General features: G+C 37.6%; 30 protein-coding genes and 1 pseudogene. 28 read left to right on the forward strand and 3 right to left on the reverse strand.

Annotation, left to right across the window (positions count from 1 at the left end; genetic code table 11):
- Nucleotides 1-115 precede the first annotated feature (115 nt).
- The 4 genes from MKY48_RS13610 to MKY48_RS13625 all read left to right on the forward strand — a co-directional run bounded on the left by MKY48_RS13610 (nt 116) and on the right by MKY48_RS13625 (nt 2,836).
- The gene (locus MKY48_RS13610; RefSeq protein WP_339293162.1) at nt 116-700 is read left to right on the forward strand and encodes a hypothetical protein; all 585 of its coding nucleotides are present in this window, start codon (nt 116-118) and stop codon (nt 698-700) included.
- Between the two features lie 235 nt (nt 701-935).
- A complete protein-coding gene (locus MKY48_RS13615) occupies nt 936-1,511 on the forward strand; it encodes a GNAT family N-acetyltransferase (RefSeq protein ID WP_339293163.1) in 576 nt (191 codons plus the stop codon).
- Between the two features lie 223 nt (nt 1,512-1,734).
- Nucleotides 1,735-2,253 carry a GNAT family N-acetyltransferase gene (locus MKY48_RS13620; protein WP_339293164.1) on the forward strand — a complete coding sequence of 173 codons (519 nt, stop codon included), beginning with the start codon at nt 1,735-1,737 and terminating at the stop codon, nt 2,251-2,253.
- Nucleotides 2,254-2,494: 241 nt separating this feature from the next.
- The gene (locus tag MKY48_RS13625; protein WP_339293165.1) at nt 2,495-2,836 is read left to right on the forward strand and encodes a hypothetical protein; all 342 of its coding nucleotides are present in this window, start codon (nt 2,495-2,497) and stop codon (nt 2,834-2,836) included.
- 400 nt (nt 2,837-3,236) lie between these two features.
- Here MKY48_RS13625 and MKY48_RS13630 read toward each other — a convergent pair whose 3' ends face one another.
- Complete coding sequence (locus MKY48_RS13630; RefSeq protein WP_220687457.1) at nt 3,237-3,320, reverse strand: putative holin-like toxin; 84 nt, start codon at nt 3,318-3,320, stop codon at nt 3,237-3,239.
- 361 nt (nt 3,321-3,681) lie between these two features.
- Between MKY48_RS13630 and MKY48_RS13635 the strand changes: the two genes are divergently transcribed.
- The 6 genes from MKY48_RS13635 (at nt 3,682) to MKY48_RS13660 (ending at nt 8,356) form a co-directional block, all read left to right on the forward strand.
- Nucleotides 3,682-4,086, forward strand: a complete 405-nt coding sequence (locus MKY48_RS13635; protein ID WP_339293166.1) for a hypothetical protein — start codon at nt 3,682-3,684, stop codon at nt 4,084-4,086.
- Nucleotides 4,087-4,348: 262 nt separating this feature from the next.
- A complete protein-coding gene (locus MKY48_RS13640) occupies nt 4,349-4,666 on the forward strand; it encodes a hypothetical protein (RefSeq protein WP_339293167.1) in 318 nt (105 codons plus the stop codon).
- Between the two features lie 181 nt (nt 4,667-4,847).
- Nucleotides 4,848-5,555, forward strand: a complete 708-nt coding sequence (locus MKY48_RS13645; RefSeq protein ID WP_339293168.1) for an aminoglycoside phosphotransferase family protein — start codon at nt 4,848-4,850, stop codon at nt 5,553-5,555.
- Nucleotides 5,556-5,911: 356 nt separating this feature from the next.
- Nucleotides 5,912-6,478 carry a histidine phosphatase family protein gene (locus MKY48_RS13650; protein WP_339293169.1) on the forward strand — a complete coding sequence of 189 codons (567 nt, stop codon included), beginning with the start codon at nt 5,912-5,914 and terminating at the stop codon, nt 6,476-6,478.
- Nucleotides 6,479-6,767: 289 nt separating this feature from the next.
- Nucleotides 6,768-7,295, forward strand: a complete 528-nt coding sequence (locus MKY48_RS13655; RefSeq protein ID WP_339293170.1) for a class I SAM-dependent methyltransferase — start codon at nt 6,768-6,770, stop codon at nt 7,293-7,295.
- Nucleotides 7,296-7,492: 197 nt separating this feature from the next.
- Nucleotides 7,493-8,356, forward strand: coding sequence for an SMEK domain-containing protein (locus tag MKY48_RS13660; protein ID WP_339293171.1), 864 nt, complete (start codon nt 7,493-7,495; stop codon nt 8,354-8,356).
- A 160-nt stretch (nt 8,357-8,516) separates the two neighbouring features.
- Here MKY48_RS13660 and MKY48_RS13665 read toward each other — a convergent pair whose 3' ends face one another.
- The gene (locus MKY48_RS13665) at nt 8,517-8,804 is read right to left on the reverse strand and encodes a DUF6809 family protein (RefSeq protein ID WP_339293172.1); all 288 of its coding nucleotides are present in this window, start codon (nt 8,802-8,804) and stop codon (nt 8,517-8,519) included.
- Between the two features lie 155 nt (nt 8,805-8,959).
- Between MKY48_RS13665 and MKY48_RS13670 the strand changes: the two genes are divergently transcribed.
- The 13 genes and pseudogenes from MKY48_RS13670 (at nt 8,960) to MKY48_RS13730 (ending at nt 18,647) form a co-directional block, all read left to right on the forward strand.
- Nucleotides 8,960-9,184 (forward strand): helix-turn-helix transcriptional regulator, encoded by a 225-nt coding sequence (locus MKY48_RS13670; RefSeq protein WP_069291285.1) that lies wholly within the window; start codon nt 8,960-8,962, stop codon nt 9,182-9,184.
- Nucleotides 9,185-9,376: 192 nt separating this feature from the next.
- Nucleotides 9,377-9,922 carry a GrpB family protein gene (locus tag MKY48_RS13675; RefSeq protein ID WP_339293173.1) on the forward strand — a complete coding sequence of 182 codons (546 nt, stop codon included), beginning with the start codon at nt 9,377-9,379 and terminating at the stop codon, nt 9,920-9,922.
- A gap of 232 nt (nt 9,923-10,154) precedes the next feature.
- Nucleotides 10,155-10,805: pseudogene (locus tag MKY48_RS13680) on the forward strand (lysozyme inhibitor LprI family protein).
- 294 nt (nt 10,806-11,099) lie between these two features.
- Entirely contained in the window at nt 11,100-11,507 is a 408-nt protein-coding gene (locus MKY48_RS13685; protein WP_339293174.1) for a hypothetical protein, read from the forward strand.
- 272 nt (nt 11,508-11,779) lie between these two features.
- Complete coding sequence (locus MKY48_RS13690) at nt 11,780-12,043, forward strand: hypothetical protein (RefSeq protein WP_339293175.1); 264 nt, start codon at nt 11,780-11,782, stop codon at nt 12,041-12,043.
- Nucleotides 12,044-12,332: 289 nt separating this feature from the next.
- Nucleotides 12,333-12,875: a DUF6155 family protein gene (locus MKY48_RS13695; protein ID WP_339293176.1), complete on the forward strand. Its 543-nt coding sequence runs from the start codon at nt 12,333-12,335 to the stop codon at nt 12,873-12,875.
- 187 nt (nt 12,876-13,062) lie between these two features.
- Nucleotides 13,063-13,773: an alpha/beta hydrolase gene (locus tag MKY48_RS13700; protein WP_339293177.1), complete on the forward strand. Its 711-nt coding sequence runs from the start codon at nt 13,063-13,065 to the stop codon at nt 13,771-13,773.
- A 187-nt stretch (nt 13,774-13,960) separates the two neighbouring features.
- Nucleotides 13,961-14,506 (forward strand): GrpB family protein, encoded by a 546-nt coding sequence (locus tag MKY48_RS13705; protein ID WP_339293178.1) that lies wholly within the window; start codon nt 13,961-13,963, stop codon nt 14,504-14,506.
- A gap of 248 nt (nt 14,507-14,754) precedes the next feature.
- Nucleotides 14,755-15,585: a GNAT family N-acetyltransferase gene (locus tag MKY48_RS13710; RefSeq protein ID WP_339293179.1), complete on the forward strand. Its 831-nt coding sequence runs from the start codon at nt 14,755-14,757 to the stop codon at nt 15,583-15,585.
- Nucleotides 15,586-15,787: 202 nt separating this feature from the next.
- Nucleotides 15,788-16,603 (forward strand): hypothetical protein, encoded by an 816-nt coding sequence (locus MKY48_RS13715; protein WP_339293180.1) that lies wholly within the window; start codon nt 15,788-15,790, stop codon nt 16,601-16,603.
- A 252-nt stretch (nt 16,604-16,855) separates the two neighbouring features.
- Nucleotides 16,856-17,260: a GNAT family N-acetyltransferase gene (locus MKY48_RS13720; protein ID WP_339293181.1), complete on the forward strand. Its 405-nt coding sequence runs from the start codon at nt 16,856-16,858 to the stop codon at nt 17,258-17,260.
- Nucleotides 17,261-17,515: 255 nt separating this feature from the next.
- On the forward strand, nt 17,516-18,025 hold the full coding sequence (locus MKY48_RS13725; RefSeq protein ID WP_339293182.1) for a GNAT family N-acetyltransferase: 510 nt from the start codon (nt 17,516-17,518) through the stop codon (nt 18,023-18,025).
- Nucleotides 18,026-18,251: 226 nt separating this feature from the next.
- Nucleotides 18,252-18,647 carry a contact-dependent growth inhibition system immunity protein gene (locus tag MKY48_RS13730; RefSeq protein ID WP_339293183.1) on the forward strand — a complete coding sequence of 132 codons (396 nt, stop codon included), beginning with the start codon at nt 18,252-18,254 and terminating at the stop codon, nt 18,645-18,647.
- 214 nt (nt 18,648-18,861) lie between these two features.
- On the opposite strand, the gene MKY48_RS13735 is transcribed toward MKY48_RS13730, so the two are convergent.
- Complete coding sequence (locus MKY48_RS13735; protein ID WP_339272634.1) at nt 18,862-19,149, reverse strand: hypothetical protein; 288 nt, start codon at nt 19,147-19,149, stop codon at nt 18,862-18,864.
- A gap of 152 nt (nt 19,150-19,301) precedes the next feature.
- On the opposite strand from MKY48_RS13735, the gene MKY48_RS13740 reads away from it, so the two are divergent.
- From MKY48_RS13740 to MKY48_RS13760, 5 genes are all read left to right on the forward strand, one after another.
- Nucleotides 19,302-19,526, forward strand: a complete 225-nt coding sequence (locus MKY48_RS13740) for a helix-turn-helix transcriptional regulator (RefSeq protein ID WP_339272635.1) — start codon at nt 19,302-19,304, stop codon at nt 19,524-19,526.
- A 240-nt stretch (nt 19,527-19,766) separates the two neighbouring features.
- Nucleotides 19,767-20,054, forward strand: a complete 288-nt coding sequence (locus MKY48_RS13745; protein WP_053492195.1) for a nucleotidyltransferase family protein — start codon at nt 19,767-19,769, stop codon at nt 20,052-20,054.
- Nucleotides 20,051-20,398: a DUF86 domain-containing protein gene (locus tag MKY48_RS13750; protein ID WP_082361133.1), complete on the forward strand. Its 348-nt coding sequence runs from the start codon at nt 20,051-20,053 to the stop codon at nt 20,396-20,398. The genes MKY48_RS13745 and MKY48_RS13750 overlap by 4 nt, the downstream gene beginning before the upstream one ends.
- Nucleotides 20,399-20,575: 177 nt before the next feature.
- Nucleotides 20,576-21,049 carry a pantetheine-phosphate adenylyltransferase gene (gene coaD / locus MKY48_RS13755; RefSeq protein WP_339293184.1) on the forward strand — a complete coding sequence of 158 codons (474 nt, stop codon included), beginning with the start codon at nt 20,576-20,578 and terminating at the stop codon, nt 21,047-21,049.
- A gap of 250 nt (nt 21,050-21,299) precedes the next feature.
- Nucleotides 21,300-21,899 carry a rhomboid family intramembrane serine protease gene (locus tag MKY48_RS13760; protein ID WP_339293185.1) on the forward strand — a complete coding sequence of 200 codons (600 nt, stop codon included), beginning with the start codon at nt 21,300-21,302 and terminating at the stop codon, nt 21,897-21,899.
- The last annotated feature ends 481 nt before the right edge of the window (nt 21,900-22,380 follow it).

A 22,380-nucleotide genomic window follows, 5' to 3' on the forward strand; every position in this document is an offset into this window, starting at 1 on the left:
CGCGGCCGGGACTCTGTCCCTTAAGGTTCTCGGCTTCGTGAATACAAGAACGTTAGGTGACATTACTGCGGGATGGGACAAGGACGTATTCTCGATGAGGAGAGATAAATAACTTATGGATGTTCTTGAGCGAGCACAACAAAGGAAAACTAATGGAGAAAGTATCTTAGCTGATTTGGACTTACTGAATCTGTGGCGATCAGTTGGCACCCCGATTATTGTTGGAGGACTTGCATATAATTTGGTTGTCAATCCCGACATTGATATTGAGATTTACTGTGATGAACCAGATATTAAGAGCGGAATGGCGATTTTAGCAAGTCTTGCTATCAATCCTAATGTAACCCATGCTAAATATTCAAATCATTTGGATGGACCGGATCAAGGGCTTTACTTTCAGATTAAGTATAAGGATTATGAGGGTGAAGTCTGGAAGATTGATATGTGGCTTATGGCCCATGATCATCCAGGCCCTTGTGCAATGGACTTAGTGAAACCATTAGTTGCAGTTTTGGATGAGTCCAAAAGAAGAATGATTCTTAATCTGAAAGAGAAGGCGAAAGAAGGAAATTTGAAAGTCGCTTCAATTAAGATTTATGAAGCAGTAATCGATTACAACATTGAGAATTTAGATGAATTTTTGACCTGGTACGAAAGCCAGTCGCAGGGCTTAACGTTCTGGAAGCCAAGGGATGTGTGAATGTGGATTCGAAGAAGGCAGTAACATCAACTAACAGTATGTTCACGCATCGATGGACAAGCCATCTCGGTCCCGGCAGATAAGTCGGGGAAGAAGTTGCCGGGACACATCCACACCACCTAACCGCATTGCGGCCGGCTCTTCAGACCTTAAGGTGGTGGGACGTCGTAAACACGGGAACGTTATATGAAATCAGCGCAAACTAATAAAATTATCTATCTCAAATGGAGGAAGAATGAATAAAGCAGAAGCCTCATTACCTATACTGACTGATCGTCTAATGATAAGAAGACTTACGAGAGATGATTTCGAACATATTTACGCTCTTTGTTTACAAGCGTATACAAATGATTGGCCTTCAGGATGGAAAATGAATAAACAACAAGCTTCAGACTTTTTGGATTGGCAGATAAGTAAATACAAAACTTTTAATATTGTATCTGATGCGGTTTATTTTGCAGTGGTAACAAGGGATGAGTCTATTTTTGTAGGGCATTGTCATGCCGGAGTAATTGAGGAGCTCTCTGAAACTGAAATTGGCTATGGTATTTCCAAACATTTTAGAGGTTTTGGGTATGCCACTGAGGTTGCAATAGCCTTAACCCAATGGGCTCTCAACACATTTAATATTCACTATGTAATAGCGACAATTGTGGACGATAACCCCCACTCGTTAAAAGTGATTGAGAAAGCTGGTTTCATAAACTACGGAAAGAAACAACTCGGATCCGTGGGTGAACAAATGGAATATAACTATTTTAGATATTACAATCCAAGTTATGAAAACAGATATCTGAATGTACCTCAATGAAGGCGCTTACATCAAATAACACCATATTCACGCATCGGGGCATCCGCCCTCGGTCCGGCAGGGGGATTTCGGGAAGCGGTTACAGCCGGACAACCCTGCACTGGCTAAGTCCGTCGGACCCGCGCTTGCGCGCTTAAGCCTTTCGGGTTCGTGATTATAGGAAATCAGCGCAAATCGTTCAAATCATTCAATAACTTAAATTTGAGTAGAAGGAGAATAATTCATGAAAGTTGAACTGAAATCTCCAACATATGAAGAGAAGGAAGTCTTAAAGAATTTGCTTGAACTTTATCTTTATGAATTAAGTTGCTATTCAGAACAAATCGAGTTGAATAAGTTTGGTCTGTACGGATATCGATATTTGGATCATTATTGGACAGATGAAGATAGACAAGCATTTTTGATTTTTTCGGAAGATAATTTGGCAGGATTAGCACTGGTTAGAAAATTTGATTACAGCGGGAATGATAAAGATTATAAATGGTTAATGTCTGAATTTTTTGTCTTGAGGAAATATCAGAATAAAGGAATTGGTAGATTGGCTGCTCATCAACTTTTCAGCCGGTTTTCAGGTCCATGGATTGTCGCACAAATGGAGAATAACATCCCATCGCGTAGATTTTGGGAGAAGGTCATTTACGAGTATACGAGTGGTGAATATAAACAATCTAAGTTAGGGAATCAACCTGCACAGGAGTTTATTTCTGAAGGTAATGTCACCGGAATGAAAGTAGATATATAATCTAAATAATTCGGGGGACTTCAAGAAGGCACTGACATCCTATAACACCGTATCTACACCGCGTCGCTAACGCTCTTTGGTCTGCCAGATGCTTTTTCGAAGAAGTGGAGTCAGGCAGACAACCCTGCACCACCTAACCGCGTTGCGGCCAGTCGCTATCGCTCCTTTAAGGTGGTGAGGGTTCGTAGATACAAGAACGTTATGAGAAATCAGCGGACAAGAAATAACAGAGGTGAATACAATGAAGGTCATAACACTATGTGGATCAACAAAATTCAAGAAAGAATTTGAACAAGCGAATAGATACTTAACCCTTAAAGGTAATATTGTTATTAGTTTAGCTTTTTTTGAGAAAAGCGAAGGAATTGAGATTACCAAGGAACAGGCAGAATTATTTGGAAAAATCCATTTTTATAAAATTGATATGTCAGATGAAATATTTGTAATCGATGTTGGTGGTTACATTGGCAGTAGTACAAGAAAAGAAATTGAATATGCAATTGAAAATAGGAAGATAGTTAAGTTCTATTCAAAAAGCGAATTAGTAACACACGATAAGACAAACGACTTAATTCTGGAATAATATTGGTGGTAGTTCAAAGAAGTCGCTGACATCTCATAACATCGTATCTACGCTGCGGTCCGTTCGGCCCTTGGTCTGCAAGATGTGATTCGGGGAAGTAAATTCAACAGACAACCCTGCGAGGTTAAATCCGTTGGACCCGGCGCGTTCGCGCTTTAAGCCTCTCGGGTTCGTAGATACAAAAACCGTTAAGTGAAATTACTACAGCAACATTACAGACCTTATATAAATAAAAAATAATCAATAAAACCTATAAAAGCGTTATAAATTGAGTTATACTGAGGTAAGAATAAGTAAGGAGCCGTGCTGGAACACGACTCCTAAGCACAATAACTGCATAAAGAGCAGTCGGCCACAGGAGTTAGGTCGAGAAATAGACCGTTACCTTAGCGAGGGCGGTCTATTTCTTTTTCATGTAGGTGAGCAATGCCAGAATGAACATGCCGAACATGAACATTAAGGAAAGTGCATCTTTGACCTCCATGGGCATCACCTCCCTTCTGGGAGATTAGCCCACCGCCCTTAAAGCCGTATATTGTACTAGAAAATTATAACATATAAGACATGATGAAATACCATTAAAATACTATAAATAACTAGAATACATAAGAAACAATATATATCTGTAAAACATTTATGAGAATGTAAATACAGAGAAGGCAGTAACATCACTTAACAATGCATCTAAGCTGCGGGGCATTCGCCCCTTGGTTGTCAGAAGCAAGCTCATAGTCGTAAATTCAGACAACACACGACCCGGCCTAAGATAAGAGCTATCTAAGGCCGGGTCGCGTCATCGTTAGCTGAAATTGCTGTAATAAGAAATAAATAAGAGGTGTGGACAAATGGAGGAGACTAGTCCTAAGTATGCTGATAAAGAATCAATTGAAAGTCTTATAAAGAAATTACATTTATCGCCATTTACTCCGTTTTCGCAGGACTGGGAATATACGTCGGCTGATTCTTCAAGAGTAAATGAATTTATTACATATTATGAGAAAAATAAATTAAACAACAAAGAGAAATTTACGCTGATGATAGTTATAATATCTTCTTTTGATGATTATCTTTCCAAGGGAATAGGAACGGAAGACATCAAAATTTGGAATCGAATAAAACAAAATATACTTAAGGACTATAAATTACATATCAATACCATTATCTATTGGGCACTAGAAGAGAACGACCTAGAGGATTGTTTTGCAGTCACACCTTATATACGAGAGATCTTAGAACAAAAGAGCATGTAACTAACAACAAACAAATATCACTCGAGCATCTCAATGAAGTCAGAAACTCCAGCTAACACCGTATTCACGCAGCGGGCCTGACGGCCCTTGGTCTGCAGAGGCTTTTCGGGGAGCGGAATCAGCAGACAACCCTGCACTGGCTAAGTCTTCGACACGGCTGACCCGATCGTTGCGCTGGATCGGTCAGCAGCTTAAGCCAGTGAGGGTTCGTGAATACAATAATGTTAGCTGAAATTGCTTGATTACAAAGAGAGGTAAAACCATGGTGAAAGATTCAAATTCAAGACCAAGACTTTTAAACTGGCATTTCGATGATGAGATTGGAACTGATAATCCAAAAGAATGGAATTGGATAGAGATCACGATGCATTTCACAGATGGTTCAAAAAGATGGAGTATTTTATATACACCAGAACGATTACTAAATAACTTATCCAGACCCAATATAGATCCACCTGGTCTTCATATGCAACAGCTTATTGTAGTTAGAAGCTATGAATTTAGTGATATAGACAGAATATTAAAAGCTTTAGACGAAGAGAGTAGACTGATAGAAGCATCAAAAAATTATCCCGAGTGATTCGAAGGAGCCAGCAACATTATCTAACGTAATATTCATGCATCGGGCTTGCGCTCTCGGTCCGGCTGAGGGGGTTCGGAGAGGCAGAAATCGGCCGGACACATCCGACTCCGTCGGACGTCGTGAATACGTGAACGTTATGTGAAAGACCCTAATAGCAGAGAAAGAAGGCATGAATCGGATGGCTAACGACATCTTATTGAGTAAGTTTCAAAATATAAAATTGACCGCACTTTCAGGAGGCTATACCAATAGTACTCTTCTCTTAGAAGGTTCAGATCCCCCAGTTATCGCAAAGATTTTCAAAAAGAACAGCATTGATGCAAGAACAGAGATTAATAGTTTAACTATTTTGAACAATTCCGGTGTTTCACCCGCAATTTATGATTATTTTGAAGACAACGAATCACTGTATATCATTATGGATTATATACATGGAGTCAATAGCCAGATATTTTTAGATAACGGAGATATTGATAAAGTTCGAGAAATCTATAAATTACTTGGTTTTCGTTTAGCAAATGACATTCATTCAATAAAGCGGAGAGGCAGTGGCTTACATTTTCCGGGAATAGATCTTATCAATGTTGATATTGATTCTTTTGACTTTGTACCAAGCTCTTTGAAGGACGAAGTGAAGCGGGTTCTTTCGATTTCAGTAAATGAAGAGGAAACCTTAATTCATGGAGATTTCGGACCTCATAACACAATCTTCTCTAATGATTCACTTTTCGTAATTGATTGGGAGTGGGCAGGCTGGGGGAATCCTTTGCAAGATGTTGCATGGGTAGTATGGTTTGTTCATCTACATTATCCTCACGTATGTAAGGAACTCTCTGAGAATTTCTTAAGGACATATAACTTTTATTCTAATGTGCTAATAACTTGAGAATTAGTAAAAGCGTTCTCGGTTTCAAGAGTGACTAGTATTTTGAACCGAATTAAGAATGCAAATGAAGATGTAAAGAATGAATGGCTTAGAAGATTAGAATGGACACTGCAAACCGATTTTTTGGAATAAATCATGGAAGAGGGTCCTTCACACAATGCATTCAAGCATCGGGGCTGACGCCCCTTGGTCCGCCCGAGGCAGTCCGAGGAAGTGGAATCAGGCGACAACCCTGCGAACCTAACCGCTCGCGGCCGCCCCCTTTGGGGGCTTTAGGTTCTCGAGTTTTGTGAATGCGGGAACGTTATGTGAAATCACAGTAATTTATTTAATGAAAACATCTCAAGGAGGCCTGTATGAAGACAATTATCTATATGGTTAGGCATGGAGAGTCACCATACACTCAAGGAAATGAAAGAACAAGAGGGCTTACCCCAAAAGGAAAGGTCGATATTGAAAAAGTAACGAAGTTACTTATAGGTGAAGGAATAGACATGATTATATCAAGTCCTTATACTCGGGCAATTCTTAGTGTTGAGGGATTGGCCGAGCACTTAAACTTAGATATTAAAGTATTTGAAGATCTTAGGGAACGTCATTTTGCAGCAGATATTATTGAAAATGCAGAGTTAATGTCTAGTATTAGAGAGAATTTTAATGACCCTGATTATACCTTGCCGGGTGGAGAGTCTAATGCTGATTGTCAGAAAAGAGCGATCGCAGTTCTAAAACCCATACTAAAAGAGCATAAAGGGAAGAAAATAGCAGTCGGGACTCATGGTCTTGTAATGACTTTGATGATGAATCATTTTGATCCAGCTTATGACTTAGAATTCTTGAATCAATTAAAGAAACCTGATATCTATAAAATGCTATTTGAGGACTTAGAATTAAAAGAAGTAACAAGATTGTGGAATGATTAGATTTTATAAGGTTTATCGAGGAGGACTGTGACATCACGTAACAGAGTATTCACGCTGCGTGGGACAAGCCCCCTTGGTCTGCCCGAAGCAATTCGGAGAAGTATGAGCAGGCAGACAACCCTGCAAGGCTAAGTCCGCAAGCGGACCCGGTGCTGACGCACCTTAAGCCTTTCGGGTTCGTGAATTACTTGAATGGAGATTACTATGAAAAGCTTAAAGGAATATTGGAATCATTCATTTCAAAGACCAAACATGAAGTAAATATTCAAAAGAATTCAATGAAGCTAACATGCGGATTATTGATTTAGGATGTGGTATAGGGAATAACAGCCTTTATTTATCAGAGAGAGGATTTAATCCAATAGCATGTGATATCTCTGAGGAAGCACTGAGAAAACTTAAGGGATCAATTCCTGATTGTAAGACGCATTGCTTTGACATGAGTGAGGGGATACCCTTTGATAAAGGATCCATAGACATATTAATAGCGGATCTCAGTCTGCATTATTTTGATGAAGATACGACCAATAAAATAATAAATAACATACATAGTGCGTTAAATACGAAAGGACTATTGTTGTGTAGATTAAACTCGAAAAAAGAAATAGTAAATAAAGGTGAAGTTCAACAAAGCCAAGACAAGTATCTATACAAGAATGAAGGGATTAATAGAAGATTCTTTGATCAGAGTGAGATAGAGCGGTTTTTCAACAAAGATAAGTGGGAGTACATGTACATAGAAGAATATGAACTTTTAAGGTACCAGAATAAGAAGGTCATGTGGGAAATCGCTCTGAAGCCAAGTAACGTCGTCTAACATTATATTCACGCATCGGGCCATTCGGCCCTCGGCCCGCGAGAAGCATTTGGCAGTGGAGCTGATTCAACGGACACATCCACACCTACTAACCGCATCGCGGCCGGCTGCTGACGCAGCCTTAAGTCGGTGGGACATCGTGAATACGAGAACCTTATACGACAGATACAGAGATCTAAATTCGAGGAGAGTTAAAGATGCAGGATCAACTTGTAATAAATCAAATAGTGACATTATTTTCATTTTTAAAAAGTCATGTTGACTTAAGTGCCAAAACTACACTTAATGATATTGGTTTTTCTTTAGAAACTTTCATTATGGATTTGTTCAATAAATTTGATGGTGAAGGGAGTTGGATGAATTCGAACGTAAAGACTCCCAGTCAACCAGCTATTGATTTGATTAATAGCCAGGAGAAGCATGCTATTCAGGTTACAGTAAGAGCAGACAGCGCAAAAATAAAAAACACTATGGAGCAGTATGCAAAACATAAAATTAAGGTGGATAAAATTACGATCATAGGTTTTGTTCACCATACAAGATATAAGAAAGACAATGCTCAAACAGTCGGTATTGATTATATAACAAAACGTATCAAAGGGTGTAGTTTAGAGAAAAAGGAAGAAATTTTGGAACTTATAAAAAAGAGTATTCCAGTTCATGTGTTATCGCCTCTTAGTGATGCTGACTGTTTTGATATTATTCAAAGAATGTTAGATCGGAGCGCCCTGCGGGATAATAGATATTGCGAGGGAAGCTATGAAGACATGATTCGTGGATTAAAAGAAGCAAAAGAACTAATCTTTACTGGGAGTACACAAAAATCAGGTATAGGAACTAAACCCATTTTTGGATATATGGAACCACTACAAAGTGAGCTTATCGAAATAGAATATACAATTTCTGATATTATTAGAATATGTAACAGATCCAATTACAATGGATTTGTGTATTTGTCAAGAGAGAGCATGATAGAAATCGATAAATTAAAAGATGATATTATTTTTCAAGTGAATCAGATAAGTAAAAGATTAAACAAGGATAGAAAATTAAAAAGGTAAGAACATTACAATATTAAAAATCTGTCGTATAACATCTGATTCACACAGAGTCACTTCGTTCCTTGGTCTGCCTTTGACAGACAACCCTAGCGGGTTCGTGAATCGGGAAAACGTTATACGACAGAATCAAAAACAATAGGAAAGAGGATCATATGATCCTCTAGATGTTAGAATTTTTCAATTCACTAAAGAGTTGTAGAGCGTCTTTGAAACCTTGTATGTAGATGCTTCTTTCTAAGATGGATTGGAGAGAAATTTGAGCATCTTCGTACAGAAAAACCTTATGTTGAAGTTGATCGGGTAACGCTTCGCGAAGCGTTCTAAAGTATTGATCTGTCTCCGAAGAAAGCTGATTGTACTCCATATGGTACTTCAGAAGCTCAGCAAAGAGTAATTCTAAACGTATTCTTATAAGTGGCTCTGTCAATGATTCTAATGCATTAATCATATGTATGTTGTTCCTCCTTTAATTAACTTCATAGAGTTATTATAAACTCATAGAGTTAATTACAAGGTGAATATTTGACTTTGTAGAGTTGAATCTTTGCTTTTTGTTGATGATTACTGATATGGGAGATAAGATAGAATTATGGAGGGGAAAAGATGACCGTAATCAAGTGCAATATAAGGGAACTCATGGCAGAACATCGAATAGATGATATAACAGAATTGATGGCGAAATCGGGATTGAGTCGGAATTCAATTAATAAGCTATATAGGGAAACGAATATAGAAACAACAAAGCTGGAAACTTTATTCAAGCTTTGCGATACATTTAACTGTAAATTATCTGATTTGATTGAATATCTACCTGGAGATAATCAATAGTGAGGGAAGATTCAAGAAGTGAATCCGTCGTTCATAACATAATATTCAAGCAGCGGCTCCTTCGGAGCCTTGGTCTGCGAAGTGGATTCCGGTGAGGCATTTCAGCAGACAACCTCTTTGGGGTTCATGAATACAGGAACGTTATAAGAAATCGGAGAAGAACGTAAAAAATCATTTGAGTTGGTGATTTCGATGAAGGATCCAGTGATAATTGAGCCGTACAACGATAGTTGGCCAAATCTCTTTAATGAATTACGAACTCAGATTGTAAAGAAAATTGGTTCTGACGTACATAGAGTTGATCATATTGGATCGACGGCAGTAGTTGGTTTAGCAGCTAAGCCCATCATTGATATTCAGATATCTGTAAGGGATTTAGGCAATATAGAGACAATCATATCCGGACTTGCATCTTTAAGATATCGATATCGTTCGGATAATGATGATTTGACTAAGAGGTACTTCAGAGAAGCACCTGGGATGAGTAGAACTCATATTCATGTAAGGCAAGCAGGTAGCTGGTCTGAACAATTCAATTTATTATTTCGAGATTACTTAAGAACTCATGAAGATGATAGAGATCAATATTCCAGGACGAAGTATGAATTAGCAAACCGGTATAGAGATCAAAGAGAACAATATGTAGACGCTAAGACTGAAATCGTATGGGATATTATAAAGAAGGCTAATACATGGAGTCAAAAGATCGGATGGAAACCCAGTAAAGCTGATTTGTAAGTGATTCGAAGAAGCGCAGACATCGTATAACATTATATTCACGCTGCGGATCGGCTGAAGCCGATCCTTGGTCCAACTAGCAGGGAAGCACAATCAGGCGGACAACCCTGCGAACCTAACCGCAGTCGTGGCTGGTAGCTAAAGCTGCCTTATGGTTCTCGGGTTCGTGAATACAAGAACGTTATGCGCCATTACCGGTAAATATTAAAGATAATATTTAATGAGATAATTTATGAAAGGTAAGATACTCTTATTATTTTTTATTACGATAGTGTTTTCATCTTGTCAAAATATTAGTCAATCAACTACCTTGAACAGCGAAAGTAAATCAATAATGAATTCTGAACTGCCTCCTGATGTAGTGAGTACAGGTAATGGAACAGAATCGAAAGAAATAACTGAAGGTCGATCAGATCCTTCTAACAATGAAGTGTTATCCATGAGCATTGGGGACTATAATTTGACTGGAGAATTTTATGATGAAATGCTTCGAAATCCTATAGATCATGATTATGAAGTGGAATTTAATGAATTTCAAAATTCCAAAGAGTTTTCAACATTTGGATGGGGGGCGTTGGAAAGCAAATATACAGAGATTTGGGATATAGAGTTGAACCAAATATATAAAAAGCTTCTTTCTAAGTTGGATAGAGAACCAAGAGAAGCACTAATTGAATAGCAGAAAGAATGGTTACAGTATCACTTAAGGGAAACAAAATTTGTAGAGAATACATTTATTCATAATGGTTACCTTGGATCACAAGGATCGGTAAGCCTAGGCACGGTTATACGGGAGAGAATTAGGGAAAGAACAATGCAATTATTTGAATATCGATATTTGCTAGATGGTGAAGTTGAGTTTGTATACCAAAGTAAAAAATAGAGTTGGAATCTTGATCAAAGGTTTTTAGGTGGTGCTTCGAAGACAGTAACGACGCATAACAATGTATTCAAGCTGCGGGGCTACCACCCCTTGGTTGTCAGATTTATAATCATGGAAGAACACTCAGACAACAAACGACCCAGCCTAAGATAAGAGCTATCTAAGGCTGGGTCGTTTCGTGAATACAAGAACGTTATGTGAAATTGCCAAGATCAAGAGCATTGAAACATTCAAAGATCTTCTTGCGTCGGTAATTTATCGATTTCAAATTACCAAAGTCAGGATGTGATCTTCGTGAAACACTTTATCGTAGTACTTCTTTTGGTTTTTATAACGGGATGTCAGTGGAAAACTGATCCAATTAAATTAAAGCCGATTACTTTATCTGAAGCATATCCAGAGAGCATTTTAGAAGTAGATAGGATTGAGTTATTGGATGGATCTACTGGAGAAAGAAAAGTCATAGAAGATCAACAGGTAATTATGCAATTTCTTAGTGAAGTTAAGGACATAGTATTAGAGCCAGATGAAAATCAAGAAGGAAGAGCAGGGTATGTTTTCGGAATAAGCTTATACAAAGGAAAAGAAGTAAAGTTAGGCTTTATACCTAATCAAATTAATAAAATCTATTACAAGACTAATATTGAATTTGTAGGGCATGTAAAAGCATTTTTTGAAGAGCATTTTGAAAGAGAATTCTAGGAAGTGGAAACATCACCTAACACCGTATTTACGCTGCGGGGCTAACGCCCCTTGGTCCGCCCGAGGCTTTTCCGGAAGATGGATCAGGCGGACAACCCCGCGAACCTAACCGCGCAGCGGCCGGCGCTAAAGCGCCTTAAGGTTCTCGGGTTCGTGAATACAAGAGACGTTATGTGAAATTCGGGGGAAAACATATTATAAACCACAAAAGACTAGAGAAATTAAATCCAATACGTTACAAATAATTTTTGGAAGAGGTGTTAATTAACAAGATGAAGAAAACAATAATTGGTGGAATTCTTACGTTAACAGGCACAATAATCACATTGTGTATTATTATAGCTGCAGCTATGGTTGTTCCAAGTGTAACATCATGGTCGGGGTCAAAACTTTGGTTTATGATTTTTGGTGCAAAACAATATGGAAACGATGTAGTAGATAGTTTATTTCTGGGTTTCCCATTTGTAATAGGAATGTTATTGTTCCTATCCGGATTAATAGTATTGGGGATAGAATACTTTAAAAGCGAAAATTAATTGATTGATGATATTAGAAAGATTAAAAATCGCTTGGAGATTAACAATAAGAACAAAAGACCGATTGACAGTGATTTCGATGAAGTCCCAACATCACATAACATAACATTTCTACGTCGTCGCTGGCGCTCCTTGATCGCCAAGAGGGATATTGAAGAAGCTTATTCTGGCGATACATTCAACCGGCTAAGTCTGACGACCCGGTGCTACGCACCTTAAGCTGCTCGAACGTCAGAAATGCGGGTACGTTATGTGAAGATCTGAAATACAATTAAGCGAGGGTACTATGATGTCAAAATTAAAAATAAACGATCTAAAAAAATACTTAAAACTACTTGATAGGCAGCAACTCGAGAAAGAGATTATTTCTATAGTTAAAACACATTCAGAAATACAGGACTACTATTTTGCTAAGCTTAATCCTGATAATGAAGATTTACTGGAAAAATATAAAAAAATAGTAGAAAAAGAATTTAATCCGAGAAGTAGAGAAATTTTGAGATATCCAGTTATTAAGAAAGCTATTAAAGATTTTAGCAAGTTAACTACGAATCAAGAGCAAGTTATAGATATAATGTTATTCACAGTAGATTGTGGTATAGATTTTACTAATACTTTTGGGGACATAGATCAGAAATTTTATCACACAATAGCAAGCATATATGATCAAGCAGTTGCAATAATAGTCAAACATGAAAAAGATGATTATATAGAATGGTGCCATAAGCTCATGGTTTCCAGTCAGGACATTGGATGGGGATTTGGGTTTGATATGAGCGATATATACAATGAAGCATTTGGGCATCTCGAAGAAGACAGATCCATCACATAACACTGTATCTACGCTGCGGGCTTTCCCCTTGGTTCGCGAGAAGATTTATGCAAAGAAGTGAATCAGCGAACAATCCTGCGAGGCTAAGTCCTTCAGACCCGTTCGCTGACGCTCTCTTAAGCCTCTCGGGTTCGTAGATACAAGAACGTTATACAACAGAATCTTTACATGGTTTGGAGGTGTTTCGATGGCGTTAATTTCAAAGAATACTAGAAACAGTGATAGTACAGTACATTATCTTGATTCTTTTTATGATTCTGATAAGTCCTTAACTCCTCTTTTAATATGCCCAGGTCTCTCAGAAGTTGCTGAGGAATATAAAGATTTTATTGAGTATTTGTTACCTAGAAGATGTGTTGCGCTCTCCTTCCGAGGAAGGGGAATAAGTGATACACCTAAAAATGGTTATGATTTGCAGCATCATATTTTGGATATAGAGTCTGTGGTTAAAGAAACTAGTCTAGATCACTTTTATTTGTATGGTTACTCACGAGGTGTATCCTATGCCTTAGGTTATACAAGACTGTATTCAGAACGAATTGAAAAGCTGCTTATTCAAGATTATCCACCTGAACATAAGGCGATGCCAGTCGAATGGGCACATGATTATATTGAGAACTATATAATACCCTATAAAAGGATCAATAATATTAGGCCGGAAGCAGTATATGGAATTCAACGAGAATCGACACAAGAACAGATCACATTCGAATTTTCAAAGCCAGTGCTTGTAATGCGTGGATTACAAAAGGATTCTCTATTATCGAATAAAGGATTAGAACAATACAAAAGACAATTTCTAAAAATTCAAATAGAAGAATTTAAAGAGAGTGGACATGATATAAGAAGAAATGAAAGATCAAAACTATATGAAACAATAAAAGGATTTTTAGATTAATCGAAGAAGAGATTCCGTCGTATAACATAATATTCAAGCTGCGGCTCTATTGGAGCCTTGGTCTGCTGGGTAGATTTCTTAGAAGCGTTTCAGCAGACACATCCGACTACGTCGGACGTCGTGAATACGTTGAACGTTATAAGAAATCGGCGAATAGCATAAAAAATCAATAGAGTTGGTGATCTCGATGAAGGATCCAGTGATTATTGAGCCGTACAGCGATAATTGGCCAAGTCTCTTTGATGAATTAAGAGCCCAGATCGTAACGAAAATTGGCTCTGATGTATATAGAATTGATCATATTGGATCGACGGCAGTTGTTGGTTTAGCAGCTAAGCCCATTATTGATATTCAGATATCTGTAAGGGATTTAGGCAATATAGAGTCAATCATATCTGGACTTGCATCTATAGGATATCGATATCGTTTGGATAATGATGATTTGACTAAGAGGTACTTCAGAGAAGCACCCGGGACGAGAAGAACCCATATTCATGTAAGGCAAGCAGGTAGCTGGTCTGAACAATTCAATTTATTATTTCGAGATTACTTAAGAACTCATGAAGATGATAGAGATCAATATGCCAGGACGAAATATGAAATAGCAAACCGGTATAGAGATCAAAGAGAACAATATGTAGAAGCCAAGACTGAAATCGTATGGGATATTATAAAGAAGGCTAATACATGGAGTCAAAAGATCGGATGGAACCCCAGTGAAGCGGATTTGTAAGTAATTCGAAGAAGCGCCGACATCGTATAACATTATATTCACGCTGCGGATCGGCTGAAGCCGATCCTTGGTCCGCCAGGGGGGATTGGCAGGGAAGCAAATCAGGCGGACAACCCTGCGAACCTAACAATGTCGCGGCCGCCCCGGTTGGGGGCTTAAGGTTCTCGGGTTCGTGAATACGGGAACGTTAGAGGAAATTAATGCAGATCATGGTTAACATCTTAAATTCTTATAAAAGGGGTTGTAGTATGGATACAGAAATAAGAGGAGATATTCTTAACTTAATAGAAAAAATTTCCCCACAAGGAAGGAACTGTGTGAACGAAGCATTTAATAATAACATGGTGAAAGTGTTCTATTATAATAAATCGATTGATGAACATGGTGTGTTTTGTATAGTCGAGAATAATGATTGTAATATAGCTTATTTTTCATTTTTAAATGAACCCAATAAAGAAAAATGTAAAGGTCTAATAATGGCAGATATGAAGCCATTCATTAATGAAGTGAATGAAAAAGAACTATGCTTCAATGTGTATGGAAAAAATGTCGGGGCTATAGAATTCGTACAAAGCCTTGGGTTTAAAGCGGATATGGAGGGATATCATCTATTTTATAATAGACAAGAAGCACCAGTAATATCGCAATCAGAATTGATTGAAAAACAATTTGAAGACAGCATGTTGGATCATTTAGTTGAATTATTTGACAAAGGTTATTTTCAATTAAACAAAGAAAATGGTTGGCAAACAGATTGGTACTATACCAATTCAAAAGTATTCCAAGCAGGTCTTCAGGAAAAAGTACGAGATAATGAATTCCGTTCGTTTTGGTTAGGGAACCAATTGATAGGAGCATATATAATAGATAAGAACTATATTCGGGATTTAGTTGTCTCTCCAGGATATCAGAATCGTGGATATGGAAGTATAATCTTAGCGCATTGTATTAAACACATGATTGAAAAGAAGAATGTACAAAAAGTTTGTTTACGTATTACAAAGTCTAATTTAAGTGCTAAAAGACTCTATGAAAGGAATCATTTTGAGGAATTGGCTTATCAAATATTAATACTTTAAATGAAGGAGAAATATATTAATTGAGATTCAGTAAGACTCTAGAAATTTCGAAGAAGGCATTAACATCCTCTAACATTACATTACCACAGCGGTCGCTACGCTCCCTTGGTCACCAGGAAGGAAGTATCAAAGAAGTTAATTCAGGTGACACATCCAACCAGCTAAGTGGCAGAGCCACCCGGATCTACGGTCCTTAAGCTGATTGGACGTCGGTAATGCGCAAACGTTATCAGAAATCCCCGCAAACCATACAAAAACTCAATATCTGAAGGGAGAAAGAAAAATTAAAAAATATCTTTTAATTCATTTAATTCTTCTCTTTCTAGTTGGATGTAGTGAAGAAGTAGTCAAAACAGAAAATAAGGAAAATGGAGAAACAATTGATTCTGAACAATTGGTTGAAGTAAGCAAAACAATTGAATTCATTAATGAAGACTATGATATTCATATTACTGGAAAATTATCTGAACATGGTGATAAGATTTCAGATTTTATTATTAGGAATAATGAGGGTGAAGCCGGACCCTTTCAATGGAATCAAAGTTCTTTGAGAGATCCAATAATTTACTATGAGGATATTAATCAAGATAATCAAAATGAAATTGTCTTTATCAACATTTTTGATCATGGAACTGGAATTATTCTTTCGGAAGCGCATGTAATAGCAATCAATTCGACCGAAGTCATCGTTGAACCTATACAAGAAATCATCACAGAGAACATAAGATTTTCAGGAAAACAAGTATATCTAGAGGATAGATTGATTTATGAAACATCTAAGTATGGTGACTTAAAGGCATATTATGACGACTGGATAAATTATAAGGTGGTCAATGGGAAATTAATTGGCGGCGTGAGAATTGGAGATGGAAGAACAGAACAGTATGCTGGTTATTTAGAGGTAGAGTATGCTTTTTATGAAGGGAAATATGTTGTAAAAGAAATTAGACATATTGAAGACGACGAGATGCAAACTGAAGGATTACCTTTGCCATTGACTATACGAAAGAACTATTGAGTAATGCTTCGAAAGCGGGGACATCTTATAACACAATATTCACGCATCGGGCATTCGCCCTCGGTCCGGCACGAAGTTAGAAGTGGAATCAGAGAGGAATTTCAGTAGCAGAGAAGCGGATTCAGCCGGACACACCCGCACCACCTAACCGCATTGCGGCCGTCCCTTACGGGACTTAAGGTGGTGGGGCGTCGTGAAACAATAACGTTATCAGAAATCAGCGCAAACATTATAATATTGGGGGATTGACAAATGGAGATTGAATTTGCGAGAGAATCAGATTATACATACATCATTGAAAGAGACAAACATATTAGTGAGACACTTGTAAGAGTAAAAATTAGAGAAGGTGAGATTTTCATCCTTCGAGAGTCTAATAAGGAAATTGGATGGATGAGATTTGGATATTTCTGGGACAACACCCCATTTATGAATATGATATGGATTGATGAAGAATATCGCGGACAAGGAATTGGCAAGAAAGTAGTATTATTTTGGGAAGATTTAATGAGACAACGAGGGTTCAAAGTAGTGATGACGTCTACACAATCGAATGAAGATGCGCAACACTTTTATAGAAAACTCGAATATAAAGATACCGGGTGCCTGTTGCAAGAGAATGATCCTTTGGAAGTAATACTGACAAAAAAACTATGAAAGGTCACTGTAGATTATTCGAAGAAGGCCCTGACATCAGATAACGTTGCATTCACGCTGCGGATCGGCTGTAGCCGATCCTTGGTCCGCCCAAGGGATTTCGAGGGAGCGAAATCAGGCGGACAAATCTGCGAACCTAACCGCGTCGCGGCCGGCGACTCTGTCGCCTTAAGGCTCTCGGGCTCGTGAATACGGGAACGTTATAAGAAATCCCCGCGAAAAATAAAAACTATCATAAAGAAAAGAGTTATCAATATGAACATATCAATCCGAGAGATAACTGAAAATGATCCTTTGATTATCTCAAATTCTTTTAAAGAACAAGGTTGGAATAAACCAGTATCTCTTTATGAGGGATATATTGCTGAACAAAATAATGGGGAAAGAGTCACATTGATAGCAGAAGTTGATGGGCTATTTGCTGGGTATGTGAACGTAATTTGGAAATCTTATTATCCTGCATTCAGGGACAATGCTATCCCAGAAGTTAGTGATTTTAATGTTCTATTAAAATATCGGAGATTAGGTATTGGTTCTAAATTAATGGATCGAGCCGAAGAAATAATAAGTGAAAGATCATCAGTTTCTGGAATCGGAGTAGGAGTATTTTCTGATTATGGTAATGCTCAAGTGTTATACGTAAAGCGTGGATATGTTCCAGACGGGAAAGGGATACATAACGGACAACACTGTGTTAAGTACGGGGATAGAGTTGTTATAGACGATGATATTGTTCTCTATTTCACAAAAAAATTGAACGATTAAAACTTGATGGTATTGCTTCGAAGGCAGTGACACCTTATAACAACGTATTCACGCATCTGGCTATTCGGCCCTCGGTCCGCCGCGGAGAGAATTCGGGGAAGTTAGTTCAGGCGGACACACCCCTTCCCCTAAGATAAGAGCTATCTAAGGGTAATGGGCGTCGTGAATACGAGAGACGTTATGTGAAATACCGGGAACTGACTATTTAAGGAGTGGGGGGAGATTCATGAAGCAAGTAGATATAACTAAAACCCTCGAAGAACTTGAAGGAGAGGGCTGGAGTGAACCAGTTTTTAGCTCTGGATTGGTAGTCCGTTCTCATGAATTAAGAAAGAAACCTTTAAATGAGTTCAATCTTGAAGATCTGAGACTATTAATACTACAACAAACTAGTTTAGATATTCTTTTGCCTTTAGCACTGGAGCGATTAGCTGAGACCCCTTTACAATCAGGTGAATTATATGTTGGAGATTTATTGTGTTCAATACTTAGAGTCGATAAAGAATATTGGGAAAATAACATAGAAATAAAGAACGAATTGGATGAAGTAATAAGAATTTACGAAAATGCCAGAGAAACAGTAGATAATTATATTAACAAATACAGAAGTGATAGCTTGTAAGTATATTCTGGAAGCCGGTACATCCCATAACATTATATTCATGCTGCGGGGCTTACGCCCCTTGGTCGCCAGATGTATAATAATCGAAGAAGATAACTCGGACGACACACGAGCCGACCTAAGATAGGAGCTATCTAAGGCCGGCTCGCGTCGTGAATACGGGAACGTTATACGACAGAATCAATAATAATAGAACAGCGGGTCGGAAGACCCTCTAAATGCCAGAGTTCTGTAACTCACAAAAGAGTTGTAGAGCATCTTTGAAACCTTGTATGTAAATACTTCTTTCTAGGATGGACTGGAGAGAAATTTGAGCGTCTTCGTAAAGAAAAGCTGTATGTTGAAGTTGATCGGGTAAAGCATCACGAAGCGTTCTGAAATATTGATCTGTTTCTAAAGTAAGTTGACTGTATTCGGTATGATGTTCTGAAAGTTCAGTGTAGAGTAATTCCAATCTTATTCTTATGAGTGGTTCTGCTAATGAATCTAATGTATTAACCATATGTTAGACCTCCTTTTTTAACTCTATAGAGTTATTATATAACTCTATAAGGTTAATTGCAAGGTGAATATTTGACTTTATAGAGTTAATACTTCGCTTTCCGTTGATGATTGCTGGTAAGAGAGATAAGATAGAATTATGGAGGGGAAAAAATGAGCATTATCAAGTGTAATATAAGAGAACTTATGGCAGAGCATCGAATAGATGATATAACTGAATTGATGGCGAAATCAGGATTAAGTCGGAATTCAATTAACAAGTTATACAGGGAAACCAATATAGAAACAACAAAATTAGAAACCTTATTCAAGCTATGCGATACATTTAACTGCAAATTATCTGATTTGATTGAATATGTACCTGCTGAAGATACATAGTGAAGGTCGATTCATGAAGAGATTCCGTCGTCTAACATAATATTCAAGCTGCGGCTCCTAACGGAGCCTTGTTCTGCTGGATGGATTTCAGGGAAGCGGACTCAGCAGACACATCCGACTTCGTCGGACGTCGTGAATACAGGAACGTTAAGTGAAATCTCTCCGTAAGACACTAGGAACCAAAAATAACTCTTTAGGTTATAATGAAAGCATAATAATGATTCAGAGGAGGGAAGTTCATTGAAGCGAGAAGATATTGAAAATAAATTGAGATCCGAAAAGCATTATTTGAAGGAACATTTTTATGTCGAGAAGATCGGGCTATTTGGTTCCTTTGCTCGTGATGAACAGACAGAAAACAGTGATATTGATTTGTTAGTTGAATTTTCTCGTCCTGTTGGATTTGAATTCCTGGAGCTGAAGCATTATTTGGAGACTATATTTAACCGCCACATTGATCTTGTTACTCCTAATGCCATTAAACCTTATATGAAGGATGAAATACTTAGTGAGGTACAATATCAGTGAAACGGCCAATAAATTCATTAATGGACATTTTAGAGTCAATTCATCGGATAGAATCGTATCTCTTGAACGTTGGGTATGAGGACTTTTTATCAAATCAAATGCTTTTGGATGCAGTAGTACGAAATCTAGAAATAATTGGAGAAGCGGCTAGAAACATTAATGATGAAATAAAGAAAAAGTATCAGGAAGTTCCATGGAGGAATATGATTGGGCTAAGGAACATCTTGATTCATGAATACTTCGGTATTGATGAAAGCATCATTTGGGAAGTATCTACAAGAAATTTGCAAGAAATAAAACCAATAATTATGAAAGCTATTCAGGAAGTGGGAGACTTCACTTAACATAATATTCACGCTGCGATACCTTGCGGTCTCTTGGTTGTTAGATGAACAATCGAAGGAGATGCTCAGACAATAAACGACCCAGCCTAAGATAAGAGCTATCTAAGGCTGGGTCGTTTCGTGAATACGAGAACGTTATATGCAATTGCTGCAAATCTAAAAAATTGGAGATGAGTTATGAAAGCAGTTTATCCAGGATCGTTCGATCCTTTTACATTAGGACATTTAAATATACTCGAACGAGCAACAAGAATATTTGATTCCGTGACTGTTGTTATTGCCCAGAATTCTCAAAAAAATCATATGTTTAGTGCAGAACAAAGATGCAAAATTGTATTGCTATCTACAAATCATTTGAAAAACGTTAAGATAATTCAACATAATGGAATAGTTGCTGATTTTGTGAATGATGAAAATATCGATGTAATTATTAGAGGTATTAGAGGCTCAACAGATTTAGACCATGAAATAAAATTAGAACAATACAATAGTAAAATATGCACGGCAGAAACAGTATATCTAACTCCAAAAACTGATCATCTAAATACAAGCAGTACACTAGTAAGGATGTTTATAGAATCGAAACAAGTAAATCACCTATCTAATTACGTATCTAAAGAAGCAATAGAATATATAAAATCATTGATATAAGGATCTAACTTGTTTATCGAAGATGGCAGCAACAGCATATAACATTGTAATCACGCGGCGGATCCTTAAGGCTCCTGGGATTGCCGGAAGATAAGAAGCCAGGAGCGGAGTCAGGCAATCAACCCTGCAAGGCTAAGTCTTCGACCCGGTGCTGACGCACCTTAAGCCTTTCGGGTTCGTAAATACTAAAACGTTATAAGAAATCAGCGGTATACCGTAGCAACTTCCACAAATCTTTGAGGTGAGATTTTTGAAATATCCCAAAATAGCAGTATTCCTTATAATCGTATTTTTTTCAATTTTTTTAGTGGATACTTTCTTCCTTAATGGACTTTTGCTTCAATGGGGAACATTAAATAATGAGAAAGTGTTTTTGAATAATCAATGGTGGAGAGTAATAACTGCGCCTTTATTTCATTTTGGAGTTATTCATATTTTTGCTAACAGTTTAGCGACTTATTGCACGGGGATACTTATTGAATCAAAAATTAAGAGCACCTGGTTTTTATTGATCTTCATGGTTAGTAACACATTAGAACGAATTATCTTTGTCTTTATTTTTTCACCTGGTTCGTCTGTTGGCAGTTCCCCTGGAATTTTTGGATTAATCGGTGTAATAGTAATATATTGCATAAGGAATAAATCTTTTTTTATAGAGCATATAAAAAGTCGGGAAATGGAGTATCTGATAGGTTATGGTATACTCGGAAATATTTTATTTGTTAATAGTTTGGTTGATATTATCGAGAGACTTTTTGTACATGCAGTAGGATTTATTATCGGAGTTATGCTTGGTGTAATCTTGAACTTAACTCCTAAAGAAAAAATATTAAAGAACACTTCGGTATAAGCATTTTTAGTTAAAGATGGTTTGATGCTGGTAACTCCAAGAAGTCGCTGACATCCTATAACATTGTGTTCACGCTTCGTGGTTTGCGCCCCTCGGTCGCCAGGAGATAAGTCGTGGGAGCGGATTCAGGCGACACATCCATTCACCCAACTGCGGTCGCGGTCGGCCAAGATCATGCAAGACGCACGACTATTGCAGCATAGGGTGAATGGACGTCGTGAACACGGTAACGTTAGCCGAAATTACCGAAAACAGAGAAAGGTGAACAATGTCATGGATAATCAAACCCCAATTAGGCTTCGCCCGGTAAATCTATAAACGGAGAATGGGTATCAATTGGAGATGTTACATTCTCGAAAGAGTTAATTCTAATAGTCATTGGTGATAGAAAGTCTGTTCCAGAGAGCGATCTCATCGAATGTTTCTTGTTTAAGTTTTGTGGTTACCGGTGTAGATTTGAAATAAAGTCGTACCTTTTGGA

The organism is Paenibacillus sp. FSL W8-0187, assembly GCF_037969755.1.
Classification (GTDB): Bacteria; Bacillota; Bacilli; order Paenibacillales; family Paenibacillaceae; genus Paenibacillus_AQ.